Origin of the sequence: Pseudomonas reactans, from assembly GCF_013385825.1 — a bacterium.
Taxonomy (GTDB): Bacteria; Pseudomonadota; Gammaproteobacteria; order Pseudomonadales; family Pseudomonadaceae; genus Aquipseudomonas; species Aquipseudomonas reactans.
Genome location: NZ_JACAPG010000002.1, coordinates 82,665 through 108,477 on the forward strand (window position 1 = coordinate 82,665; position 25,813 = coordinate 108,477).

Sequence of the window (25,813 nt, forward strand, 5' to 3'; positions counted from 1 at the left end):
AAAGCCTGCCCGTCGGATGTCGTTCAAGGAATCTTTATGTCGCCCTGGCTGACGGTTGTAGGCATCGGTGAAGACGGCTTCAAGGGGCTGGGCAGGAATGCCCGGCATGCCTTGTTGCGCGCCACGCGGATTATAGGTGCTCAGCGCCAGTTGGACCTGTTGCCGGTGTGTATTCGCGGCGAGCGTGCGTTGTGGCCGAGCCCGTTTTCCCTGGAGCCGGTGCTGGCGCGGCGCGGGGAGCCGGTGTGCGTGTTGGCCAGTGGGGACCCGATGTTCTATGGCGTGGGCGCGAGCCTCGCGCGACAGGTGGCGGCTGAAGAGTTGCTGATTTTGCCGGCGCCTTCGTCGGTGTCGCTGGCAGCGGCTCGCTTGGGCTGGCCGTTGCAGGACGTGGTGACGTTATCCGTGGTCGCCCGGCCGCTGTCGGCGCTGAATGCGCATCTGGCCAGTGGCGTGCGGATGTTGGTGTTGAGTAATGACGGGCGCAGTCCGGCGTTGATTGCCGCTTTGTTGGCTTCGTGCGGGTTTGGGCCGAGCCGCTTGAGCGTGTTTGAACATTTGGGCGGCGCGCATGAGCGGCGCATCGACGGGCTGGCTACGGATTGGCAACACGCGTCAGTCGCCGATTTGAATCTGGTTGCCATTGATTGCGTAGCCTCCGGCGAAACACCCCGTCTGTCGCGCCTGGCGGGCCTGCCGGATTCAGCCTTCAAACACGACGGCCAACTGACCAAACGCGATGTACGCGCCATGACCCTCGCCCGCCTCGCGCCAATGCCTGGCGAACTGCTATGGGACGTGGGCGCGGGCAGCGGTTCCATCGGTATCGAGTGGATGCGTGCGCACCCGAGTTGCCGCGCACTGGCGATTGAAGCCAATGAGGGCCGCCAAGGACTGATCGAACACAATCGCGACGCCCTTGGCGTGCCCGGGCTGCAATTGGTTCGCGGCAAGGCGCCCGAGGCGTTGAACGGACTGGAAGCCCCGGACGCCATCTTCATCGGCGGCGGCGTCACCCGCGACGGCGTACTCGACACCTGCTGGCAACACCTGCGGCCGGGCGGGCGCCTGGTGGCAAACGCCGTGACCCTGCAAAGTGAAATGACCCTGATGGACTGGCGTGCGCGGCATGGCGGCGAACTGACGCGCATCCACGTAGCCCAGGCGCAGCCGCTGGGGGAGTTTGATACATGGCGGCAGGCGTTGCCGATTACCTTGCTGGAAGTGGTCAAGCCGCTATGAAGCGCATCCTTCTGCTGGGCGGCGTGACTGAGGCATTTGCGATTGCCCGCACCTTGGGCCCGGAACATATCTACAGCCTGGCCGGCGTCGGGCGCGTGCCCACCGACCTGACCTGCCAAGTGCGGGTCGGTGGTTATGGTGGCGCTGAGGGCTTGGCGCAGTTTGTTCGGGATGAGGGGATTGGCCTGATTCTCGACGCGACCCATCCGTATGCGGCGCAGATCAGCCGCAATGCGGCCGAGGCTGCTCGGTTGAGCAGCGTGCCGTGTTGGGCGTTGCGCCGTCCGGCGTGGCAGCCGCAGGCGGGGGATGATTGGCGCGAGGTCAGTGATTGGCCCGCGTTGATTGAAGCGCTCAAACCCTTCAAGCGTCCGCTGTTCACGTTGGGGCGTGAGCCATTGCAGCACCTGGATGAAATCCCACCGGAGCAGTTCTGGACGCTGAGGGCGCTGGATGTGTATCCGGGGAATGAGCGCTGTGAAGTGATCGGCGCGCGGGGACCGTTTTTGATTGAGGATGAGCGCGCGCTGTTCAGGCGCCGCGGGATTGATGTGTTGATCAGCAAGAACAGCGGTAGCACCGCCACAGAACCAAAGCTGGAAGTGGCAAGAGAGCGAGGCGTGCCGATGCTTGTATTGAAACGCCCCGCTCTGGCAACCGTCGACCGAGAGTTCACCAACGTCCAAGACCTCCTGCAAACACTGCAATCCTTGTAGGAGCTGGCTTGCCAGCGATGAGGCCCGTACGCTCACCGCAAGTCTCAGGGACCTCATCGCCGGCAAGCCGGCTCCTACAGTGGGGACGTGGCGTGTACGCGATCCGCCAGCAGCTGCGCCAGCTCAATCAATTGCGCAACGCCGAGCAATTCCTCTCGTTTCAAATAACCCGCAAAATGACCAAGCATTTGACCTTCTCATAAAAGCCGAATCCCCCTACAAACACTTCCGAACGAGCTGGCTGGTTCAGCAAAAAGCCCCCGCCCTAACCTCTCTCCTCGCGAATTCGCACCAGCATCCGCGATGGAGATGCACTGTTTTCACAGTGCGTCGCACTTGCCATGATGTATCCCAAGGAATACGATCCGAGATGATTGATTTCAATGAAACCATTGAGTTTGTCCAATGGCTGGAGGCCGTTCGGGATCCATTCGCAAAAGTGCGTGTTGTGAAGAGAATACGAATGGCAGAAGCCGGAAACTTCGGTGACTGTGAGCCTGTAGGTGATGGGGTGTCCGAAATGCGAATCCACTACGGTCCTGGGTATCGCGTTTACTTCACTCGTCGAAACAAGGCGGTTTATCTGCTGCTAGTCGGTGGTGACAAATCAACACAAAGCCGGGACATCAAGCGTGCAAAGCTAATTGCATTAAACCTTGGCAATGAGGAATGACTCATGAGCGAATCCTATACTCGCTTCGACGCGGCAAAATATTTGAAAACCCCTTTAGAAATGGCCGCCTACCTGGAGACCTGCTTTGAAGACGATGCAGGCGATGGTCTCTTGATTCGCACCGCTCTCAACGATATCGCCCGCGCCCAAGGCATGACCCAAATCGCCCGCGACGCTGGCCTCGGCCGCGAAAGCCTGTACAAAGCCCTCTCCGCCACTGGCAATCCCGAATTCGCGACTATCATGAAAGTCATGAAAGCGTTGGGCCTGAAGCTTCACGCCACCGCTATCTGATAGCAGTGCGACACCAAACCACATGCCCTGTTTTTACTTATCCCCTACGATCAGGCTAAATACCCTCCTGATCGTTTAACCCTACGGATTGTCCGCCATGGCCCGTCAACGCTTCGCAATCGCCTGGATCGCCTGCCTCGCAGTGCTGTTCAACGCCTTTGCCATGCCAATGGCCAGCGCGATGCAACAGTCCCAGGACCCGGTGCAGCAGTTGCTGTGGGGCAGTTTCTGCTCGTCCAATGGCGCCACGCTCAAGACCATCGCCCTGGGCAAGCTGGAGATTCCGGCGCCGCAGCAGGATGATCACTCCACCATGCAGCATTGCTGGTGTTGCTCGGGCTCGGCGCCAATGGTGGCGTTGCCGGGGCATGTGCCGCAGTTGTATCTCACCCAATTCAGTACCTCACAGAGCTTGCCGTCGCCCCGTCTGCAGAGCCCGACCCCGCGCCAGCAATGGCCAAGCCTCAACCCCCGCGCCTCTCCAACGGTCTGATTTTCTTCGCAAGTGAACTGCGTTTAGAACCGTTCTGGAGAACTGCCATGCTCAAATCTTCCCTGCTTCTGGCTGCGTTGCTGCTGCCGGTGTTCAGTGCTGCCAATGCCGAGGACTACAAGTCCGGTGACCTGGTGGTCAGCGAACCCTGGTCCCAGGAGTTGCCGCCGAATGCGCCGACTGTCGCCGCGTATTTTGTGATTCATAACACCGGCGAATCCCCGGACCGCCTGCTCAGCGTCGAAACGCCGGTGGCGAAAAAGGCCGAGCTGCATGAACACGTCATGCAGGGCGATCTGATGAAGATGCAGCAAGTGCCTAGCGTCGCCGTGCCAGCCAAGGGTGACCTGACCTTCGCCCCGATGGCGTACCACGTGATGCTGCTCGACATCAAAGACCGCAGCCTGTTGGCCGACGGCAAGCAATTCCCGCTGACCCTGACCTTCGAAAAAGCCGGCGAGGTCAAGGTGGAAGTGTCGGTTCAGAAAATACCGCCGATGGCCGGCCACGAGCACAAGCACCCGCAATAGGCTGACATTCGATGGGCGCCCCTCGCGCCAGGCTCTCCCCGCACGCCCGCGTAAGGCGCGGCGGTTGGATCAGCCTGTTCGCCATGCTGATGATCTTTATCGGTCCGCTGATTTCCCAAGCGATGCCGATGGACCATCACGCCGGTATGTCGATGGACATGCCAATGGACCACGGCGACTCCCATCACAAGAAAACCCCTGACGAACACCACGCCCTCTGGTCCAAGTGCGGCTATTGCGACCTGCTCTACAGCTGCCCCGCCCTGCCCGGCGGCGTTTCAACCTTCACCCAGAGCAGTCCGCCACCCGCCAACGCCCTCACCCCCGCCACGCGCCTGGGCCATGCCCGGCAAAGCATCTTCCCCGGCGCCCGCAGCCGCGCGCCGCCCATCGCTTCGTAAGCACTTCACAGCGTTACTTCACCCCGGCCGACTTTAGACAGACAGCCGCAGGCTGCTGGCCGTGTTGTTTACGATTGATTGATGGAATTTTTCATGTCCAGGTTTTCTGCTGACACCCGTTTGGGACGTACTCCCGTGTTCGCCGTTCTGTGCGGCGCACTGCTGGCTCCGATGGCTCACGCCGACGAAAATGAATTGAGCCCCACCGTCATTACGGCGATCGCTCCCAGCTCACCGCTGACCGTGATCACCAACCCGAAAGACCCGCGCCAACCGGTGCCCGCCAGCGATGGCGGCGACTACCTCAAGACCATCCCCGGCTTCGCCCTGGTGCGCAACGGCGGCACCAATGGCGACCCGGTGCTGCGCGGCATGTTCGGCTCGCGCCTGAACATCCTCACCAACGGCAGCATGATGCTCGGCGCCTGCCCCGGTCGCATGGATGCGCCCACCTCGTACATCTCGCCGGAAACCTACGACAAACTCACTGTAATCAAAGGCCCGCAGACCGTGCTCTGGGGGCCTGGCGCGTCGGCCGGCACGGTGCTGTTCGAGCGTGAGCCTGAGCAATTCGGCGAGCTGGGTACGCGACTCAACGCCAGTGTGCTGGCGGGTTCCAACGGGCGCTTTGACAAGGTCATCGATGCCGCTGCCGGGGGGCCACTGGGCTATGTACGGGTGATCGGCAACCAGGCCCATGCCGATGACTACAAGGACGGCAACAACGACACCGTCGCCTCGCGCTACGACAAATGGAACGGCGACGTGGCCGTCGGTTTCACCCCCGACGCCGACACCCTGCTGGAACTCACTGCCGGCCGTGGCGATGGCGAAGCGCGATACGCCGGGCGCGGCATGGATGGTTCGCAGTTCCTGCGCGAAAGCCTGGGGCTGCGTTTCGAAAAATCCAACATCGGTGACGTGCTGGACAAGGTCGAAGCCCAGGTCTACTACAACTACGCCGACCATGTGATGGACAACTACAGCCTGCGCACGCCCTCGGGCACCGGCATGATGGCCGGGCCGATGGCGTCCAACGTTGATCGCCGCACCCTCGGCGCGCGCATCAAGGCCACCTGGCGCTGGGCCGATGTGCAGTTGATCAGCGGCCTGGATGCGCAGACCAACGAACACCGCCAGCGCAGCAGCATGGGCATCGATACCTACAAGGACCTGCCACGGGTCAAGGACGCCAACTTCCACAACTATGGTGTGTTTGGCGAACTGACCTGGTACGCCGCCGACCGCGAACGGCTGATCACTGGCGCGCGCCTGGACCGCGCCTCGGCCAAGGATTTCCGGCAGAGCACCGGTTCCGGCATGATGACGCGCCCCAATCCGACGGCTGACAACACCCGCGCGGACACCTTGCCCTCGGGCTTCGTACGCTATGAGCACGACCTGGCCGACAGCCCCACCACCCTCTACGCAGGCCTGGGCCACTCGGAACGTTTCCCCGATTACTGGGAGCTGTTTTCGCCCAACACCGGCGCGAGCGGTTCAGTGAATGCCTTCGACGGCGTGAAGCCTGAGAAAACCACCCAACTCGATTTCGGCGCGCAATACAAAGCCGACGACCTGGAAGCTTGGGCTTCGGGTTACATCGGTCGGGTGCAGGACTTCATCCTGTTCGACTACCGGCCCGGAATGATGGGCACCACCTCCCAGGCCCGCAACGTCGACGCGCGCATCATGGGCGGCGAACTGGGTGCGGCGTACAAACTGACGCGCAACTGGAAGGCCGACGCGACCCTCGCCTACGCCTGGGGCAAGAACAGCAGCGATGGCAAGGCCCTGCCGCAAATGCCGCCGCTGGACGCACGCCTGGGCCTCACCTACAGCGAGGATGACTGGAGCGCAGGCGCGCTGTGGCGTGTGGTCGCTGCACAAAACCGCATCGACCAGAACAAGGGCAACGTGGTCGGTAAGGACTTCGACAAGAGCGGCGGTTTTGGCGTGTTCTCGCTGAACGCGGCGTATCGCATCAACAAACACTTCAAGGTCAGCACCGGCGTCGACAACCTGTTCGGCAAGGCCTACGCCGAGCACTTGAACCTGGCCGGTAACGCCGGGTTCGGCTACCCGGCCAGTGACCCGCAGGCCATCAAGGAGCCGGGGCGCACCCTGTGGACCAAGGTGGACATGAGCTTCTAACGCACCTTGTAGGAGCCGGCTTGCCGGCGATAGCGCCCGTGAGATCGCCATCGCCGGCAAGCCGGCTCCTACAGGTCCTGCGTTAACAATCAATAAATAACAAGCTTTGCGGAGCACCTGATGAACACACAAAAAGTTTCCTTCTACAACCTGGCCTGGCGCTGGCACTTCTACGCCGGCCTCTTCGTCGCCCCTTTCATGGTGTTGCTGGCACTGACCGGCATCATCTACCTGTTCAAACCCCAACTCGACCCGCTGATGTACGGCGACCTGCTCAAGGTCCAGACCGCCGAGCACGCCCTGAGCGCCGATGAGCAACTGCAACGCGCCAAAACCGCCTTCCCCAACGCTGCGATCAGCAAATACCTGCCCCCGGCCGACGCCACCAGCAGCGCACAATTCGTGATGCACAACGGAGGCCGCGAAGTAACCGTGTTCGTCGACCCCTATCGCGGCACGGTCCTCGGTGAGCAGGACTCGAAATACAACCTGCAAGCCATCGCCCGCGCCCTGCATGGCGAGCTGATGATCGGCACCGTCGGCGACCGCCTGGTGGAACTCGCCGCCGGTTGGGGCGTGATGCTGGTGGTGTCGGGCCTGTACTTGTGGTGGCCGCGTGGTAAGTCCTCGGCGGGTGTGCTCTGGCCGCGTTTAAACAGTCGTGGCCGGGTGTTGTGGCGCGATCTGCATGCGGTCACCGGTTTCTGGGGCGCGTCCTTGTTGCTGGTGATGCTGCTCAGCGGCATGACCTGGACCGGCTTCTGGGGCAAGCAATACGCCGACCTGTGGAACACCTTTCCGGCGGCAATGTGGAACAACGTGCCGCAATCGGATCAGCAGGCGCGCGTGCTCAATACCGCCAGCCAACAGACCGTGCCCTGGGCCATGGAAAACACGCCGATGCCGATGTCCGGCGACCACGCCGAACACATGAACCACGGCGCCATGCACTCGGGTCCGGCGACGTCCACCTTGCGCTTGCAGCAGGTGGTCGACCTGGCCAACGCACGCCACGTCGAGCCCGGCTACAGCATCACCTTCCCCACCACCGCCGAAGGTGTATTCACCGTCGCGGTGTTCGCCAACGACCCACGCAATGACGCCACCCTGCATGTGGACCAATACACCGGCAAGGTGCTGGCCGATGTGCGCTGGGAACATTACAACCTGGTCGCGCGAGCCACCGAGACAGGCGTGATGCTGCACGAAGGCAAGATGTTCGGTTGGGTCAATCAACTGATCGTGCTGCTGATCTGCCTGATGATTTTGCTCAGCGCGGTCAGCGGCGTGGTGATCTGGTGGAAGCGTCGCCCTCAAGGCGGGCTGGGCGTTCCGCCGCTGCGTCATGACCTGCCAAAGTGGAAAACCGCGATGGTGATCATGCTCGCCCTGGCGATCATTTTCCCCCTTGTTGGCGCGTCTTTGATTGCGGTGTGGGCACTGGATCGCCTGGTGCTGTCGCGCTTTTTTGCGCAACGTGAATCTGCCTCAGGTTCAGCATGAAACCGGCGAGATGCCCGACACAGAGGCCTTCTGTAGCCTTGCGCGGACTTTTGCCGCGCAGCGAATAAGTGTTAACTTATAACACTTTCTGCGTTATCGTTGCTCGCCGCGCCCTGCGGCGAGCATCCCTCCAAGAAGACTGATCGACCGATGAACAAGTACCTTGCGTCCGGGCTGTGCCTGCTCGCCCTGCAAAACAACGCCCAAGCCCTGACCCTGCCCGTCAGCCCCGTCACCGCGCCCGCCGTGGATGACGAACGCGTCGACCTCAAGACCCCGACCACCGCCGGCTCGCGCTTGAACCTCACGTCGCTGCAAACCCCTGGCAGCGTCGAAAGCCAGACCGGCGCGCAAATCCGCGAACGCGGCGATGCCAGTGTGCAGGACGCAATCTCCCGCGCCACCGGCATCAGCCGCACCGGCACGCCGGGCGATGGCGGCACCTCGTTGTCGGCCCGTGGTTTTACCGGCCAGGGCTCGGTGATGCAGTTGTACGACGGCAACCGCATGTACATGGGCATGGGCACCTCGACCTTCCCGGTGGACACCTGGTCGGTGGAGCGTGTGGACGTGCTGCGCGGCCCAGCCTCAGTGCTGTATGGCGAAGGCGCCACCGGTGCAGTGATCAACACCGTGCCGAAAAAGCCGTTTGCAGGCGAGATCGAAAACCATATCCGCCTGGGCTACGGCTCCTATGATCGCCAGCAGCAAGCCCTGGACAGCGGTGGCTCGCTGACCGACACCCTGAGCTATCGCCTGAACCTCAATCGCCTGCGCAGCAACGGTTTCATCGACCGTGGCGACTCCAGCAGCGACTTCGCCAGCGGCGCCCTGCGCTGGCAGGCGGCGGACAACCTGAGCTTCACCCTGGCCAGCGACTATGGCGACCAGCGCCCGCAAAACTACTTCGGCACCCCGTTGATCAACGGCCAGTTGCACAAGGGCCTGCGCGACAAGAACTACAACGTCAGCAACGACACCCAGCACTACAACGACCAATGGACACGCCTGACCAGCGAGTGGCAACTCAACGACAGCGTCAGTGCCACTAACGAGCTGTATTACCTGAAAAACCAGCGCCGCTGGCAGAACGCCGAGAACTACAACTTCACCAACGGCCAGCTCACACGCAGTGGCAACTTTGGTATCAAGCACAATCAGGAGCAGGTGGGCGACCGCCAGACCTTCACCTTCAAGCACACGCTGTTCGGCCTCGACAGCCAGACTGTGACCGGCGTGGAGTACAACCGGATTCGCTTCCGCCTCGCCAGCAATTCGCCGTTCAACGATGTACTGCCCAGCGGCGAGCCGATCGATATCAATCACCCTGCGCCGGCGCCGTTCAGTAGCCAGAACGCGTTTGCGCCGCTGTTCTCTACCACCACCAAAACCGTCGCCGGCTTCGCCGAAAACCGCCTGCAACTCACCGACCAACTGTCGTTGATCACTGGCATTCGTCGCGACTATACCCACGTCGACCGCGACGACTTGCGCACAGGCGCCCAGTCCGACAAAACCCTCACCGGCAATAACTGGAAGGCCGGCCTGGTCTACGCGATCACACCCGACACCTCGATCTACGGCCAATACGCCACCAGCACCGACGGCGTCGGCGGCCTGATTTCCCTGAGCCCGAGCCAGCAGCAATTCGACCTGTCCACCGCCAAGCAGACCGAGATCGGCATCAAGCAAACCTTCTGGGACCAGCGCGGCGAATGGACCTTGGCGGCTTATCACATCGTCAAAAAGAAACTGCTCACCGACATTCCGGGTGAGCCGGACCATCAACAACAAGTCGGCCAGCAATCCTCCCGTGGCCTGGAGGCCAGCCTCGACCTGCAACTGCCCCACGCCTGGACGCTGCAAGCCAACGCCGCGATTGTGCATGCGCAGTACGACGACTTCAGCCAGGACGTCAACGGCGTGCAAGTCTCCCGCGACGGCAACCGCCCGGTGGACGTGCCGCGCCGCACCGCCAACCTGTGGCTGAGCAAGGCCGTGACTGACGACATCCGTGCTGGTGGCGGCGTGCGTTATGTGGATGCACGTTATGCCGACATGGCTAACCAGAACGAGCTGCCGAGCTACACCGTGGTCGACGCCACCGTGTCGTGGAAAGCCATGCGCAACACCACCCTGGGCCTGCAACTGAACAACCTGTTCGACCGCACTTATGCCGTCAGCCAATACAACGATGGCCAACAGTGGATTCTCGGCGAACCTCGCTCATTCTTCGTCACGGCGGACTACAGCTTCTGATGACGTCACTTACCCTCTCCGACCTGACCTGGACGCCGTCGGACCATGGCCACTGCCATCACCAGTTCCACCTGCGTGATGCCAGCCTGCAGGTCGGTGCGGGGGAGTTCGTCGGCCTGATCGGGCCCAATGGCAGCGGCAAGACCAGCCTGTTGCGCTGCGCCTACCGGTTCACCCAGCCGGCGCGTGGTGATGTACTGCTCGCCCACCAGAACGTGTGGAAGCAAAGCGCGAAATGGTGTGCACAACGCATCGCCGTGGTGCTCCAGGAGTTCCCTGATGCCTTTGGCTTGCGGGTCGATGAGGTGGTCGCGATGGGCCGCACACCCCACAAGGGTTTGTTCGATGGCGACACGCAGCTCGACCGAAAACTGATCCAGCAAGCGCTGGAATCGGTCGGCATGCAGGGCTTCGAAGACCACGCCTTCGCCACCCTCTCCGGCGGCGAAAAACAGCGTGTGATCCTGGCCCGCGCCCTGGCCCAGCAACCGCAACTGCTGATCCTTGACGAGCCCACCAACCACCTCGACCCACGCTATCAGCTGGAGCTGCTACGGCTGGTCAAGCGCCTGAACATCGGCACCCTGGCGAGCATCCACGACCTCAACCTGGCCGCCGCCTTCTGTGATCGCCTGTATGTGATCAACCACGGACGCATCGTCGCCAGCGGCACGCCCCATGAAGTACTGACCGCCGAATTGCTGCGCGAGGTGTTTGGCGTCGAAGCACTGATCGACACCCATCCCTTGTCCGGCTACCCCCGAATCACCTGGATAACCCAACCATGATCCTGCGCTCCCTGCTGTCTCTCGCGTTACTGTTCGGCACTGCATACGCGTTCGCCGAAGCGACCCATTACCCGGTCACCATCAAAAGCTGCAACCGCGACGTGACCTTCCAGGAAGCGCCGAAACACGCGGTCAGCCACGATATCAACATGACCCAGATGATGCTCGCCCTGGGCCTCAAGCCAAGCATGGCCGGGTACAGCGGCGTCACTGGCTGGAAGTCGGTCACCCCGGAAATGGCCGAGATCCTCGACGGCCTGCCGGAACTGGCGAGTAAATACCCATCGGTGGAAACCCTGCTCAACGCCAACGTCGACTTCTTCTTCGCCGGGTGGGATTACGGCATGCGCGTGGGCGGCGACCTCACGCCAAGCACCCTGCAACCCCTGGGCATCAACGTGTATGAGTTGACCGAATCTTGCGCCTTCGTGATGAAGCGCCCGGCCGCGACCCTCGAAGACACTTATAACGACCTGCGCAACCTGGGCAAGATCTTCGACGTGCAGGACCGCGCCAATACCTTGATCGCGCAGATGCAGGCGCAGGTCGACGAAGTGCAGAAAGACCTGCCCGCCGATAAACCGCGCGTGTTCCTCTACGACAGCGGTGAAGACCGCGCCATGACCTCCGGACGCCTCGGCATGCCCCAGGCGCTGATCGAGGCGGCGGGCGGGCACAATATTCTCGATGACGTGGATGCCAGCTGGACCCGCGTCAACTGGGAGACGGTGGTGGAGCGCAACCCGCAGGTGATCGTGATCGTTGACTACAGCGAAATCACTGCCGAGCAGAAGCAGGCATTCCTGATGAACAACCCGGCGCTGCAAGCGGTGGACGCGATCAAGAACCAGCGGTTCATCGTGATCCCTTACGTACAAGCCACGCCGGGCATTGATAACGTGCTGGCCGTCGAGACACTGGCCAAGGGGTTCCACGGCGAATGATCAGCCGTCGCTACGCCTTCCTACTCATTGCCCTGGCTGCGGCGTTGCTGGTCTCTTGCGTCATTTCGCTGGGCTTCGGCCCGGCGCGGGTGCCGGTGGAGGTGGTGTGGCGGATTGTGGCGTACAAGACCTTCGGTATCGGTGAGGTGAATTGGCCGGCGGGGCAGGAACATATCGTTTGGCTGATCCGCGTGCCGCGTATGTTGCTCGGCGCGTTGGTGGGGGCTGGGTTGGCATTGATCGGCGCGGTGCTGCAGGCCGTCACGCGCAACCCGTTGGCCGACCCGCACCTGCTGGGCGTCACCTCAGGCGCCACCCTGGGCGCGGTGATCGTGGTGTTGCATGTGGGTGAAATCATCGGCCTGCTGACCTTGCCCATCGCGGCGTTTATCGGCGCACTGCTGAGCATGCTGGTGGTGCTGGCGGTGGCCAGTCGCAACGGCCGGCTGGAGAGTGATCGCCTGCTGCTGTGCGGCGTGGCGGTATCGTTTGTGATGATGGCCGCGGCCAATCTGTTGTTGTTCATGGGCGACCATCGCGCAGCATCAGCGGTGATGTTCTGGATGCTCGGCGGCTTGGGCCTGGCACGCTGGGAACTGCTCGCGATTCCCGCCGCCACGGTCGTACTGGGCCTGCTGGTACTGGCGAGCATGGCCCGCCCGTTGAACGCGCTGATGGCCGGCGAACAAACCGCCGTGACCCTTGGCCTGAATGCACGCAATGTGCGGCTGAAGGTGTTCCTAGTGGCCTCGTTGATGACCGGGGTGCTGGTGTCCATCAGCGGTTCCATCGGCTTTGTCGGCCTGATGATCCCGCACATTGCCCGGCGCCTGGTGGGTGCCGAACATCGCCGGCTGCTACCGGTGTGCGCGCTGCTCGGCAGCCTGTTCCTGGTATGGGTGGACGTGGCCGCGCGCACGCTGATCGCCCCTGAAGACCTGCCCATCGGCGTGGCCACGGCGGCGATTGGCGGGGTGTTTTTCATCGGGCTGATGCGCAAGCGCTGACCGCGCCCCGTTGTAGCGCATCGCGATGCACCTGGCACCCCACCCTGCCATTTGATGGTGCGCAACCCGCGCGCAACACGCGGCGAAGCGACTATTTCATGCCTTTTCCCGACTAGGCACAACGCTTGCAATCACCTACTCGACTTTGTCCCCCTCATAACAATCTTGAGTTCACGGAGATCGCACCATGAAGCGTCGCAGCTTGATCAAAGCTTTCACTCTTTCGGCGTCCATTGCCGCCATGGGCATGACCTGGACGATCCAGGCCGCCGAGACCATCAAGGTCGGCATCCTGCACTCGTTGTCCGGCACCATGGCGATCTCCGAAACCTCGCTCAAAGACATGGCGCTGATGACCATCGACGAGATCAACGCCAAAGGCGGTGTGAACGGCAAGATGCTTGAACCAGTAGTCGTGGACCCCGCCTCCAATTGGCCGCTGTTCGCCGAAAAAGGCCGGCAATTGCTGACCCAGGACAAGGTCGCCGTGGTGTTCGGTTGCTGGACCTCAGTGTCGCGCAAATCGGTATTGCCGGTGTTCGAAGAGCTCAATGGGCTGCTGTTCTACCCGGTGCAATACGAAGGCGAAGAGATGTCGCCAAACGTGTTCTATACCGGTGCGGCGCCGAACCAGCAGGCGATCCCGGCCGTGGAATACCTGATGAGCGAAGAAGGCGGCGCGGCCAAGCGTTTCTTCCTGTTGGGCACCGACTACGTTTACCCGCGCACCACCAACAAGATCCTGCGTTCGTTCCTGCATTCCAAAGGCGTTGCGGATAAAGATATCGAAGAGGTCTACACCCCGTTCGGCCACGCCGATTACCAGACCATCGTCGCCAACATCAAGAAGTTCTCGGCGGGCGGCAAGACCGCGGTGATCTCCACCGTGAACGGCGACTCCAACGTGCCGTTCTACAAAGAACTGGCCAATCAGGGCCTGAAAGCCACCGACGTACCGGTGGTGGCGTTCTCCGTGGGTGAAGAAGAACTGCGCGGCATCGACACCAAGCCGCTGGTGGGCAACCTCGCCGCCTGGAACTACTTCCAGTCGGTGGAGAACCCGGTGAACAAGAAATTCGTCGCTGACTGGAAAGCCTACGCCAAGAAACACAACCTGCCGGGCGCCGACAAAGCTGTGACCAACGACCCGATGGAAGCCACCTACGTGGGCATCCACATGTGGGCGCAGGCGGCGGAGAAAGCCAAGTCCACCGACGTCGACAAAGTGCGTGAAGCGCTGGGCGGGCAGACCTTTGCTGCGCCCTCGGGCTTCACCTTGACCATGGACAAGACCAACCACCACCTGCACAAGCCGGTGATGATTGGTGAGATCCAGGCGGACGGGCAGTTCTCGGTGGTGTGGCAGACCCAGGAGCCGATTCGGGCACAGCCGTGGAGCCCGTACATTCCGGGCAATGACAAAAAGCCGGATTACGCCGTCAAGAGCAACTAAATCTCTGTAGGAGCCGGCTTGCCGGCGATGGCGTCCTTGAAATCGCCATCGCCGGCAAGCCAGCTCCTACACCGTCCGTGAATGATCAGGACATTTTGTTATGCCCACTGCCTTTTACCGCTTCATCCTTATGGCCCTGCTGTTGCTGCCTTTGGCGGCACACGCCAGCGATGCCGAAGACTTCCTGGCTGCCAACCCCAGCCAACAAGCCAAGCTGCTCCAGGACTGGGCCGCCCAGCCTGATCCCGCACGCATCGAGCTGGTGGACGCCCTGCAACAAGGTCAGCTCCCCGTCAACGGTGAAACCAAAACCGTACGCCTGAACAACCGCCTGCGCAGCCTGATCGACAACGTCCAAGCCAGCCAGCAACTGCTCGCCGCCGACCCCAAGGTGCGCCTGGCCGCAGCGGTGACCCTGCAAAAAAGCGCACAACCGGCGCAACTGAAATTCCTCGATCAGCAGGTCGCCGCCGAGACCAACGAGGCCGTGCACACCGCACTCAGCCTGGCCCTGGCCAACCTGCAACTGGTCGACCCCGCCCCCGTCGTTCGCCTCGCCGCCGTACGCCTGTTGGGCAGCACCGGTGATCCACTGGCGCGCACGCGTCTTGAGGCGCTGCTCGCCCCCGGCGTCGAAACCGATGCCGCCGTGCACACCGCTGCCGAAACCAGCCTGGCCCAAGTCAAACGCAAGTTGATGCTCGGTGAAATCCTCGGGCAAGCCTTCAGCGGCATGTCCCTCGGTTCGATTTTGCTGCTGGCAGCCCTGGGCTTGGCGATCACCTTCGGCCTGCTCGGCGTGATCAACATGGCCCACGGCGAGATGCTGATGCTCGGCGCCTACTCCACGTATGTGGTGCAACTGCTGATGCAGCGTTACGTGCCGCAAGCCATCGAGTTCTACCCGCTGATCGCCTTGCCCGTGGCGTTTTTTGTCACCGCCGCCATCGGTATGGCCCTTGAGCGCACGGTGATTCGCCACCTCTACGGCCGACCGCTGGAAACCTTGCTCGCCACCTGGGGCATCAGCCTGATGCTGATCCAGCTTGTCCGATTGCTGTTCGGTGCGCAGAACGTCGAGGTGTCCAACCCCGAGTGGTTGTCCGGTGGCATTCAAGTGCTGCCCAACCTGGTGCTGCCGTACAACCGCATTGTGATCATCGCCTTCGCGCTGTGCGTGGTGGTGCTGACCTGGCTGCTGCTGAACAAGACCCGCTTGGGCCTCAACGTGCGTGCCGTCACCCAGAACCGCAACATGGCGGCCTGCTGCGGCGTGCCCACCGGACGTGTGGACATGCTCGCGTTTGGCCTGGGTTCCGGCATCGCCGGGCTAGGCGGCGTGGCGCTGAGCCAGATCGGCAACGTCGGCCCGGACCTCGGCCAGAGCTACATCATCGATTCCTTCCTAGTGGTAGTACTTGGCGGTGTAGGCCAGTTGGCCGGTAGCGTCATGGCCGCCTTTGGCCTAGGCATCGCCAACAAGATCCTGGAACCGCAGATCGGCGCCGTACTCGGCAAGATCCTGATCCTCGCGCTGATCATTCTGTTTATCCAGAAACGCCCGCAGGGACTCTTCGCACTGAAAGGACGGGTGATCGACTGATGAACCAACCATTGATGCTGACGGCCACGCAAAAGGCTGGCCCCAAGGTGACGATTGCGGTGGGCGTGGTGATTCTCGCACTGCTGCTGGCGTTGCCATTATGTTCACTGCTGTCACCGGAAAACCCGTTGCATGTGTCGGCCTACACCCTGACCCTGGTGGGCAAGATCCTTTGCTACGCCATCGTCGCCCTGGCGCTGGATCTGGTGTGGGGCTATGCGGGGATGTTGTCCCTCGGCCACGGCCTGTTCTTCGCCCTCGGTGGCTACGCGATGGGCATGTACCTGATGCGCCAGGCCTCCGGCGATGAGTTGCCGGCGTTCATGACCTTTTTGTCGTGGACCGAATTGCCCTGGTATTGGGTCGGCACTCAGCACTTTCTCTGGGCCATGTGCTTGGTGGTTTTAGCGCCTGGCCTATTGGCCTTGGTGTTCGGCTTCTTCGCCTTCCGCTCGCGTATCAAGGGCGTGTATTTCTCGATCATGACCCAGGCCCTGACCTTTGCCGGCATGCTGTTGTTCTTTCGCAACGAGACCGGCTTTGGCGGCAACAACGGCTTCACCAATTTCCGCAGCATCCTCGGCTTCGGCATTACCGAGCCTGGCACACGGGCGGTGTTGTTTGTGGCCACGGTGCTGTTGTTGGTGGCGAGCCTGTTCATCGGCTGGCGCCTGGCGCGCAGCAAGTTTGGCCGAGTGCTGACCGCCCTGCGCGATGCGGAAAACCGCCTGATGTTCTGCGGCTACGATCCGCGCGGCTTCAAACTGTTCGTGTGGGTGTTGAGCGCAGTGCTGTGCGGTTTGGCCGGCGCGCTGTACGTGCCGCAGGTGGGCATCATCAACCCCAGCGAAATGTCACCGACCAACTCGATCGAAGCCGCCGTATGGGTGGCCCTCGGCGGGCGCGGCACGCTGATCGGCCCGCTGCTCGGCGCTGGCGTGGTCAATGGCATGAAGAGCTGGTTCACCGTGGCCTTTCCGGAATACTGGCTGTTCTTTCTCGGCGCGCTGTTCATCATCGTCACCCTGTACCTGCCCAAGGGCGTTATCGGCCTGCTGAAGAAATGAGGAACGTCATGCTTGAACCTATTTTCGATGCAGGCGCCGGCCGCGACGCGATCGGCCTCGGCCAGGCCGCAGGCCCGGGCCTGAACACACGCCACGGAACGATCCTGAGCCTGGAAGACATCAGCGTCAGCTTCGACGGCTTCAAGGCGCTGAACAACCTGAACCTCTACATCGGCGTCGGCGAACTGCGCTGCATCATCGGCCCCAACGGCGCGGGCAAGACCACGCTGATGGACGTGATCACCGGCAAGACCCGGCCCAGCCACGGCACCGCCTGGTTTGGCGAAAACCTCGACCTCACCAGCATGAGTGAAGTGCAGATCGCCCAGGCCGGCATCGGCCGCAAGTTCCAGAAGCCCACGGTGTTCGAAGCCCTGAGCGTGTTCGAGAACCTGGAGCTGGCGCAGAAGACCAACAAATCCGTGTGGGCCAGCCTGCGCGCACGCTTGAGTGGCGAGCAGAAAGACCGTATCGACGAAGTGCTCGACACCATCCGCCTGACCGCCTCAGCAGAGCGTCAGGCCGGGTTGCTGTCCCACGGCCAGAAGCAGTTTCTGGAAATCGGCATGCTGCTGATGCAGGACCCGCAACTGTTGCTGCTGGATGAACCGGTGGCGGGCATGACCGACGCCGAAACCGAATTCACCGCCGAGCTGTTCAAGCGCCTGGCGGGCAAGCATTCGCTGATGGTGGTGGAACACGACATGGGGTTTGTCGGCGCGATTGCCGACCACGTCACCGTGTTGCACCAGGGCAGCGTGCTGGCCGAAGGGTCGCTGGAACAGGTGCAGGAAAATGAGCGGGTGATCGAAGTCTATCTCGGTCGCTGAGGAGAGCTGAACATGCTGCAAGTCGACAAGTTGCACCAGTACTACGGCGGTAGCCACATCCTGCGCGGGCTGTCGTTTGACGTGAAGATCGGCGAAGTCACCTGCCTGCTCGGACGTAACGGCGTGGGCAAGACCACCTTGCTCAAATGCCTGATGGGTTTGCTGCCAGCCAAAGAGGGTGCAGTGAGTTGGGAAGGCAAAACCATCACCGGATTCAAGCCGCACCAACGCGTGCATGCCGGGATCGCCTACGTGCCGCAGGGGCGGGAGATTTTCGGGCGGCTCACGGTGGAAGAAAACCTGCTGATGGGGCTGTCGCGCTTCCCCGGTTCCGAGGCCAAGGAAGTGCCCGTTTTCATCTACGAACTGTTCCCGGTGTTGCTGCAGATGAAACATCGGCGTGGCGGCGACCTGTCCGGCGGACAGCAGCAACAGCTCGCGATCGGCCGCGCGCTGGCCAGTCGACCGCGACTGCTGATCCTCGATGAACCCACCGAAGGCATCCAGCCGTCGGTGATCAAGGAGATCGGTGCGGTGATCAAGAAACTGGCGGAGCGCGGCGATATGGCGATCCTGCTGGTGGAGCAGTTCTACGACTTTGCCGCCGAGCTGGCCGACCAATACCTGGTGATGTCCCGTGGTGAAATCGTGCAACAGGGCCGTGGTGAAAATATGGAAAGCGAAGGTGTGCGCGGTCTCGTCACGATTTGATCGGTAGACCGCGCAAACGCCATTAGCCCGGCAAACCCTTGCGTAACTCGCGCAACAGCCGAGTAGCAACATGACCGCGAGGCTGCCAGAACGTGTCTGTTTCCAGAATGTACATCCGGCCGGAATTGATCAAGACCGTGATCACCTGGCTTGGGGTCGCCACCTGCTTTTCACTGGTAGGATCAACCCAGCCCGAAAACAGCATGTTCGTTTCAACGCTTTGAAAACTGGGCACGTAGAGCAACAGCGCGCCGTTCCGTGGCGTGAAGTAGTAACGCACGCCGGTCACTTTGTTGTCTCGGAACATACCGATAAATGTACTAAGTTCCGGTTGGCCAATGAAGTTGTCGGCGAGTGCTTGTTGAAAGCGATTCACCTGGAGCTGTTGATTGTCAGCGAGCTTATACAATTGCTGCACGCCCATTACCCGGTATCCCTGGGGATAGCGAACATCACGCGCCGGACGCTGGGGATTGACAGCTCCGATGAACAAGCGTCGGCTCGCAGGCGCTTCACCCCGTCCCCATCCAGCACTCAGGCCGCTGTCGACCAGCGCTTCAGTTACCAGGAAAGTGTCGTTCGCCGTATTGGCAAGTAGAGCGGCCAATCGGGGGGTGTTGCGCTCATGACGATAGCGGCGCCACTGGTAGCGGACCGCGTCGTCGGCGTGGGCAAACAACGGCCCCAGGGCCACTCGTTCGCTGTCACCAGGCGTGAACGTTAGGGCTTGTCGTGGGAGCCAGTCGGGGCCGACTGTACCCGAGGTCGCCCATATCTCCCCGGTCCTTAATACCTTCAATTCACCCGCCCGAGCCACTTGGCGGATATAGTCGGCCGGGTTGAAGGCTGCATTGAGTTTTTGCACGTAGCTCTGCAACCGCAGCTCACTGCCCCAGTCGGCGTCGATGGAAGTGGCTCGATAGCTGAGCAACGCACCGTCAGCGCAAGACAGATAAAGCGGCAGGTATTCAACAACGCGCGCAGTGGTGCGCGTCAACGCGCCGATTGCTGCACTCAGCAGGCGTGGCGGGATGAAACTGCGGTAGACCGGCGATGCGGTCAATTCGTCAGGCTGGCGTGTCGGAGCGCACAGGTAGAGCCCTTGGATTGTCCAGCCGGTGGGCAATTGGCCTCGAAAAAACACTTGGTCTGGCGATAGTCGTAAGTCGTGCACCTTGACCGGCAGGCTGGCGATCCAGTGATTATTCGCCGACTTGAGAATATAGCCGTACCTCAGTTCAGTGCGCGCGCCGGCCTGGTGATGGGCAAAGCGCGCCACATCATCAATATGGCTGAACACAGGGCTCAAGGCGCGGTTCGCGATCGCATGAAGGCCATCTTCGGGGGCGGTAAAACCGTAGGAATAGAACCAGCCTGCAGGCAATTTGCGTGCGCTCCCCCACATCGTGTTGCCCTCCACAACCGTCATGGAGGCCGCTTTCAGCACGAGATTGACATACTCGGTCGGCGTTTTGAGCCCGTCACGCAGTTGTTGCTCAATCTCGTTGCTCTGCGGATTGTGCGGCGTTCGGCTGGAGGGCGACAGGGCTTGCTTGAACTGTTGAAAGCTCAAGGTCTGCTGCGTTCGCTGCTCAACGCTGAGCAGATCCTGGTCGGGGTCGTCGCAGGTAAAACTGATCACCGAACCATCTGGCCCGAACAAGTATTCACGGCTCCACAGATGATTACACTCGAGTGCTTTACCCAGCACCTCGGTGGAGAACATGTTGCGATACACCGACAGTTCTTTTTCAGCGAGCGGGAAACCGGGCAAAGTGTCCGGCCGAGACCGATAACGCGCCACCATGTTCATGCCTGGCGCAAGAAAGTCCATGCGCACGTCTTCGTCCGGCAGAATCCACTTTGGGTCGAAGTTTTCAGTCGTGACGAGCAGGGGTTCAGTAGCAACATACCGGCCATCCCCTCGTCGGAGTATCAACCCTCCATATACGTGATCTTGGTGATCCTTAATCAGTGCTTTGGCGTAACGCGCGGCGTCGTCCTCACTGAGAAACGCCGGGCTCAGGGCTCGTCGACTGAAATCGGCAAAAGGCGCCCAGTCCGCCCCCTGCCTGCCTGTTTCATCCCAACATTCGCTGGGCTGGATGACGCTCAACCAAGATTCTGAAATAACCTTGGACACAAACCCCTTCGCCGTCAATTGCCCACTCGCCAGCAGGGTGTGAACGTCTTCGAAACTTCCGGAAGCGTGTGGTTGTGCATCAAACAGACGGGTCGACACCGGCGTCTGAAATTCGAGCAGCGCATCTTCCAGTGTGGAGATATACACCGGTAACGTGATCTTCAACGCCTTGTCGCGCCAACGTGTAGCAACGGAAAAGGCCTCACTCAGGTCTGCTGGGGAGATGAAATGCCTCGCCAACCAGCGCTGCGCACCCTGCAGTGATTCCGGCATCCACTGACGTGCGTAGAAGAGTCCAAACAGGGTGAAACCGGAAGGAAAGATAAACCTGCCGCCATCATCGATTTTGAACAGGCTGGCCACATTCAACAACGGGTTATTGCCATCACACGGAACGGCCTCGGACACAACATAGGCATCTTCATGGCCATGCTTCAACACAAAACGAAAATCTGTCTGCGAGGTTAGGTAGCTACGCGTTTGTCGCGAGTGGGCATCAAGGACAGCCTCCTTGACGCTGGGAAATATCGCGCCAAAGGCCACTTGGTCAGGTCTTGCATAGGCTGTCTCGGCGGCAAAGGGCTGCCAGTCATCCGCCAGCTCAACGCTGCGGCCCCACAGCGGGTTGCCCTGCACAATGCGTAGCCCGGTAGCTGCCAGCTTTCTGACCCAGTCCTGCGGGCCAAGCCCCTCGCGAGCGCGCTTAGCGTCCAGCGCACTGCCCTGCGGTCCTGGCTCCAGCAGTTCGCGCAATTCTCTTTGTGCAGCCGAAGCGGTGACGTCGTAGGCGATCAAGGCATCTTCAGCGCTGGACAGATAAGCCACCGACAACCCGTGACGATTGTCCATGATGTGACGCAGGTCGATATCAGCGAACAGTTGCCAGTCGATCAACGCTTGCGTGCGCGACCGGCCGTACCGAACCATCCGCTCGCTGTCCATCATTGCCAGCGCCCGACATGAAGCGTACTGCCCATAAAGGGTGTGCAGCGGCGGCAAAATGAGCGCCCCAGCGTGGTCTGCGGCAAAGATGCCCCGGATTGCAAACCGGTCATCCGCGCGACAGGGTCGTGGCAGGGTGGCGACAAATCGTTGATCAGCGGTTTTCAGTATGAGCCCGCACAGCTCACCGTAACGCTGCGAGCCAATTTGCTCATGGGCAAAGCGTGCGGCATCATCGGCCGTTAGAAACGGCGCACTGAGGGTGGGCTCAGGGTAGGCTGCAAAAGGTTTCCATCGCTCATCGACTGGGCCGAGGACGTCCCACAGCGTACCGGTCTTCATCACCGACAACCGACCTGCGGCAGCGACACGCATGACGAACTCACTCGGGGTCAGCGTACCTGCCAACAGCTCTGCCAAGGTGCCATTGTCGGTCACAGCGCCGGTAGGCGTTACGCCATAAAGCTGACTTTCCAGCGCCGTCCCACTGAATTGATATTCCAGTTGCGCGCCATCACGCGTATTCCAGTAAAGGGTTTTAACGGTAGCGCCTGCTTCACGGGACGCTGCGATCGCCACCGCCAGCTCGCCCGGCGCCACAAAACACTCATACAACCAGCGTTGTTGGACATTTTGGCCCAACGCTGGACGCGATGAAAAACACATCCCGTGCAGCTCAAACCCACTCACCAGCACTGGATGCCCAAGTGAATCACCCGAAAAAACTCTCGAGCCTGAAACGGTGCCCGCAAGCGCCGCCACATACTCGTCGGCCCCAAGGCCTTTAAGGATAAATACGACAGATTGATTGCCAGCGGTTAAAGCCAACTGATCGTGGCCGTATGTTGCAGCCGTGGGTGCACCCTGAAATATCCAGCTGTATAAGGGCGGGACAGGCGATGCGGCGACGAAGGGCTTGAACGGCGCCCAATTTTCGGGCACCCGACCTCGACTCCCCCCCCAGACCCGACTCGTAACCAGAACGGAAAACTCGCCGAGACGTGCAAGTTTTTTGACCATTTCAATCGGTGTGCCGTCAAATCCATCCAGTTGGACCTTAAACTCTCCGGTGCGTATAGCCTCCCGCAGAAAGGCGCCGAACGTGCTCTCAGCTTGCGATCCACTGCGGACATATTTGACCAATGAGCCCAGAGAGCTCGAATGATAAAACGCAGACATTTTTTGGTCGACGTGCAGAATACCTGCCACTGAGAAATGAACAGGTATAGCGTCGGACAGCGCTGCGAGTTCTCCTGGCGAGAGTGTGGACCGTACCGTCTCATCAGACAGGGGAGGCAACTGGGTCTCGTCAAAGAGGCTGTGGGCGACAAAAAAACCGTGGACCCGATAGCCTGGCGGCAATGCCATGGTATTGAAGGTGCTTGCATCAGCGGGGCCCAAATACTTGACCATATCAGGCTCGGAAATAGGCGGTGTTGACACAAACCGGCCATCATTGCGCTGAAAGACCAACCCAAGCATGTCCCCGCTGCGATCGCGCACGCGATCATGCAAATAACGGGCGGCATCGTCTGCCGTGATAAATGCCGGGCTCATGGCCGCTCCCAACTGATCGACCAGAGTCACTTCCGGCAAAACTCGACCGACGGTGAGCCATGAACTGCCAGCTCTCAGCGTCTCCAACTCGCCAATACCAGCCATATGCGAGGCGAACTGGCGCCCTGTCAGACGACCTTCTTTCAATTGAGCGTTAGCGGTCGCGCCTCCCCTCCCCAGATACTGCACTTCGCTATCACTTGCAGAAAACCGGTAAGACAGCAATGCGCCATCGCCGCTTAACATGACTAGTCGCAGACGTGGCTCCTGCACGTACAGCTCAGGCGATGTACGCAGTTGTTCCGCTACTCCGGCAAGTAGCGTCGGGGAAAAGAAGTGGGCACTACCCGGGGTTCCGCGCGAGCCCTCCCAATAGTAAAGGGAACTGATTCGGAAATTGTCAGGCAGCCTTACCCCGCCATCCGGGTTCAGTGGAAATAGCTGCTCTGGGGATGTCAGCTTAGTGGGCTCCCACTCTTTCACCATGACGAGGTATTCCTCTTTGTCGATGGCCTTGAGTTGATAGCCGACCAAGGACCTTGCCCTCTCCCACAAGAGGTCGCCGAAGTTCGGGCTGGAGGTGATCTTTGCGAAAAGCGGCGACAACACATCTGCCGCCAACGGTACGCCCATCCGCCAATCTTCGCCGACACGCCCACGAATACCCCCCCATGCCTTGCTGGCAAGCACCACACTCAATTCGCCGGCCCCAGCCATCATCGGGATGTAATCGGTAAAGAAATCAAACGGTCGACGGTCTTCGGGCCGCAGGCGACTGACGAGCTCACGCTCCCTGATCGAACCGCTGACCACGTACTTGATCAGCGCATCTCCCGGTCCAGATAGGTAATGAGCGGGTACAACGGAGCCATTCTCGATGATCCGTTCAATATCGGTGTAAGTAAACATCCCGGAATAAACAGACCACATTTCATCGGGCACAGCAGGCTGTCCCGCCGGTTGCGCCTGCGTCGGATGCGAGTGGTAAAACGCGTACGGTGTGTAGCCATCGGGGAAGATCAGCTTGCCTTCAGGGCTTACCGTGACTAGATCGCTACGAACAAACTGCCCTGTACTCGGCTGAGGTATCGAGGCGAAAAACCGCGCGCCTTTCTTTAGAATCACGCCGCCGTACTCAACGCTACGCTCACCACCAATATGCCGATGCGCCCAATACGCCGCATCGTCCGCGTATAAAAAAGGCCCTTCCAACACTGATGTGTCTACTGAGGGAGAGGGACTATCATTTTGATGCAATTGATCCAAAGCCACTTTCGGCTCCTTCAGAGTTGAGGATTAAGTTCAAACATCCTCAACCAATCACGTCGACGTCAGGCGCTACATAGTTCACGGCCTCGTAGCTAGGCGCTGTCCCAGTCTTGGTTATCTCCGCGGCATGCAAGGCCAAGCACCAAAACAGTGCAATTGCCGAGCCGCGCCCCAAATACGCGCAAAGCTGATACCTGTGACCTGTCGTTGTGCGCGCGGCCACGCCATACAGTCAAAGCGGGCATAGCCCTTGCTAGCACAAACGGAACTCCATGAATTTGCATAGCGAGCGTGCGCGCCCCATGGTGCTGCGCACTAATCTGTAGCGTCCTGACGACAACCACTACGCCATGAACCTGCCCGTTACTCCCGCCCTGTTCACCCCCAGCTGGCATGCCGAGCTGGAACTCGGCTACGCGCGTTTCGGCGACACCACGCGGCCGGTGATGCGCCGCCACGTGGGCCCATTGCGCGTGCAAAAACACCTGTATGCCGAAGGCCCCGAGGTGTGCCAGCACATCATCGTGCACCCGCCCGGAGGCATTGCCGGCGGTGATCGCCTGGACATCAGCGCCCACGTCGGCGCCGGTGCCTGGGTGCAATTGACCAGCCCCGGCGCCGCCAAGTGGTATCGCGCCAAGGGCCCGGCATTCCAGCAGTTGGACCTCACCGTGGAAGCCGGTGCCACGCTGGAATGGCTGCCCCAGGAAACCATCGTGTTCAGCGCGGCCCAGGCCGAACTCACAACGCACATCGCGCTGCAAGGCGATGCACGCCTGTTCTATTGGGACGTGGTTGCCCTGGGCCGTCCAGCCAGCGGCGAACGTTTCGACCTCGGCCACTTCCAATCCCACCTGGATATCCGCCGCGACGGTCAGTTGCTCTGGCATGAGCGCCAGCGCATTGTGGGCGCCGATGGGTTGCTCGATTCGCCCATCGGCCTGGACGGGCAGCCGGTGTTTGCCACACTGTTGCTGACGGCCGATATCGATCCTGAACTGCTGGAAACCTGCCGCGCCCTGCCCCACGTGGTACGCGGCGATTTGACCCAATTGCCTGGCCTGCTGGTCGCACGCTGTCTGGCCAGCGAGGCGCTGCATGCACGCGCCTGGCTGATTGATTTATGGAAATTGCTACGCCCGGCAGTGCTAGGCCGAGAAGCCGTATCACCACGAATTTGGAGCACATGAACATCCGCCCCTCTGAACTGCTCGCCAAAAGCGTCAACGATAAC

At 60.9% G+C, this 25,813-nt stretch carries 20 protein-coding genes and 1 pseudogene; 19 read left to right on the forward strand and 2 right to left on the reverse strand.

Annotated elements, in window-relative coordinates; translation table 11 throughout:
• The first annotated feature begins 36 nt into the window (after positions 1-36).
• Together cbiE and HX868_RS00455 are read left to right on the forward strand one after the other, a co-directional pair.
• A complete protein-coding gene (gene cbiE / locus HX868_RS00450; protein WP_177001535.1) occupies positions 37-1,242 on the forward strand; it encodes a precorrin-6y C5,15-methyltransferase (decarboxylating) subunit CbiE in 1,206 nt (401 codons plus the stop codon).
• A complete protein-coding gene (locus HX868_RS00455) occupies positions 1,239-1,958 on the forward strand; it encodes a cobalt-precorrin-6A reductase (protein WP_177001536.1) in 720 nt (239 codons plus the stop codon). The genes cbiE and HX868_RS00455 overlap by 4 nt, the downstream gene beginning before the upstream one ends.
• A 74-nt stretch (positions 1,959-2,032) precedes the next feature.
• On the opposite strand, the pseudogene HX868_RS31130 reads toward HX868_RS00455, so the two are convergent.
• Positions 2,033-2,119: pseudogene (locus tag HX868_RS31130) on the reverse strand (DUF6124 family protein); the annotation flags it as partial.
• 209 nt (positions 2,120-2,328) lie between these two features.
• Between HX868_RS31130 and HX868_RS00460 the strand changes: the two are divergent.
• From HX868_RS00460 to urtE, 16 genes are all read left to right on the forward strand, one after another.
• Positions 2,329-2,631, forward strand: a complete 303-nt coding sequence (locus tag HX868_RS00460; protein ID WP_177001537.1) for a type II toxin-antitoxin system RelE/ParE family toxin — start codon at positions 2,329-2,331, stop codon at positions 2,629-2,631.
• 3 nt (positions 2,632-2,634) lie between these two features.
• A complete protein-coding gene (locus HX868_RS00465) occupies positions 2,635-2,925 on the forward strand; it encodes an addiction module antidote protein (RefSeq protein ID WP_095014520.1) in 291 nt (96 codons plus the stop codon).
• A gap of 97 nt (positions 2,926-3,022) precedes the next feature.
• Positions 3,023-3,418 carry a DUF2946 domain-containing protein gene (locus HX868_RS00470; protein WP_177001538.1) on the forward strand — a complete coding sequence of 132 codons (396 nt, stop codon included), beginning with the start codon at positions 3,023-3,025 and terminating at the stop codon, positions 3,416-3,418.
• 47 nt (positions 3,419-3,465) lie between these two features.
• Positions 3,466-3,948 carry a copper chaperone PCu(A)C gene (locus tag HX868_RS00475; RefSeq protein WP_177001539.1) on the forward strand — a complete coding sequence of 161 codons (483 nt, stop codon included), beginning with the start codon at positions 3,466-3,468 and terminating at the stop codon, positions 3,946-3,948.
• An 11-nt stretch (positions 3,949-3,959) separates the two neighbouring features.
• Positions 3,960-4,349 (forward strand): DUF2946 domain-containing protein, encoded by a 390-nt coding sequence (locus tag HX868_RS00480; protein ID WP_028615562.1) that lies wholly within the window; start codon positions 3,960-3,962, stop codon positions 4,347-4,349.
• A 93-nt stretch (positions 4,350-4,442) separates the two neighbouring features.
• Entirely contained in the window at positions 4,443-6,503 is a 2,061-nt protein-coding gene (locus HX868_RS00485) for a TonB-dependent copper receptor (RefSeq protein WP_177001540.1), read from the forward strand.
• A gap of 120 nt (positions 6,504-6,623) precedes the next feature.
• The gene (locus tag HX868_RS00490; RefSeq protein WP_177001541.1) at positions 6,624-8,006 is read left to right on the forward strand and encodes a PepSY-associated TM helix domain-containing protein; all 1,383 of its coding nucleotides are present in this window, start codon (positions 6,624-6,626) and stop codon (positions 8,004-8,006) included.
• 150 nt (positions 8,007-8,156) lie between these two features.
• On the forward strand, positions 8,157-10,265 hold the full coding sequence (locus HX868_RS00495) for a TonB-dependent receptor (protein ID WP_177001542.1): 2,109 nt from the start codon (positions 8,157-8,159) through the stop codon (positions 10,263-10,265).
• A complete protein-coding gene (locus HX868_RS00500; RefSeq protein WP_177001543.1) occupies positions 10,265-11,053 on the forward strand; it encodes an ABC transporter ATP-binding protein in 789 nt (262 codons plus the stop codon). The genes HX868_RS00495 and HX868_RS00500 overlap by 1 nt, the downstream gene beginning before the upstream one ends.
• Positions 11,050-11,997, forward strand: a complete 948-nt coding sequence (locus HX868_RS00505; protein WP_177001544.1) for an ABC transporter substrate-binding protein — start codon at positions 11,050-11,052, stop codon at positions 11,995-11,997. Before HX868_RS00500 ends, HX868_RS00505 begins: the two co-directional genes overlap by 4 nt.
• Positions 11,994-13,004, forward strand: coding sequence for a FecCD family ABC transporter permease (locus tag HX868_RS00510; protein WP_177001545.1), 1,011 nt, complete (start codon positions 11,994-11,996; stop codon positions 13,002-13,004). The genes HX868_RS00505 and HX868_RS00510 overlap by 4 nt, the downstream gene beginning before the upstream one ends.
• Positions 13,005-13,191: 187 nt before the next feature.
• Positions 13,192-14,457, forward strand: a complete 1,266-nt coding sequence (gene urtA / locus HX868_RS00515; RefSeq protein WP_038842928.1) for an urea ABC transporter substrate-binding protein — start codon at positions 13,192-13,194, stop codon at positions 14,455-14,457.
• A 100-nt stretch (positions 14,458-14,557) separates the two neighbouring features.
• Positions 14,558-16,060, forward strand: a complete 1,503-nt coding sequence (gene urtB / locus HX868_RS00520; protein ID WP_177001546.1) for an urea ABC transporter permease subunit UrtB — start codon at positions 14,558-14,560, stop codon at positions 16,058-16,060.
• Positions 16,060-17,127, forward strand: coding sequence for an urea ABC transporter permease subunit UrtC (gene urtC / locus HX868_RS00525; RefSeq protein ID WP_177001547.1), 1,068 nt, complete (start codon positions 16,060-16,062; stop codon positions 17,125-17,127). Before urtB ends, urtC begins: the two co-directional genes overlap by 1 nt.
• Positions 17,124-17,957 carry an urea ABC transporter ATP-binding protein UrtD gene (gene urtD, locus HX868_RS00530; protein ID WP_177001548.1) on the forward strand — a complete coding sequence of 278 codons (834 nt, stop codon included), beginning with the start codon at positions 17,124-17,126 and terminating at the stop codon, positions 17,955-17,957. Before urtC ends, urtD begins: the two co-directional genes overlap by 4 nt.
• Before the next feature lie 12 nt (positions 17,958-17,969).
• On the forward strand, positions 17,970-18,668 hold the full coding sequence (gene urtE / locus HX868_RS00535; RefSeq protein WP_177001549.1) for an urea ABC transporter ATP-binding subunit UrtE: 699 nt from the start codon (positions 17,970-17,972) through the stop codon (positions 18,666-18,668).
• A 22-nt stretch (positions 18,669-18,690) separates the two neighbouring features.
• Here urtE and HX868_RS00540 read toward each other — a convergent pair whose 3' ends face one another.
• Complete coding sequence (locus tag HX868_RS00540) at positions 18,691-24,582, reverse strand: hypothetical protein (RefSeq protein WP_177001550.1); 5,892 nt, start codon at positions 24,580-24,582, stop codon at positions 18,691-18,693.
• Between the two features lie 347 nt (positions 24,583-24,929).
• Here HX868_RS00540 and HX868_RS00545 point away from each other — a divergent pair, with 347 nt between their 5' ends.
• A complete protein-coding gene (locus HX868_RS00545) occupies positions 24,930-25,769 on the forward strand; it encodes an urease accessory protein UreD (protein WP_177001551.1) in 840 nt (279 codons plus the stop codon).
• The last annotated feature ends 44 nt before the right edge of the window (positions 25,770-25,813 follow it).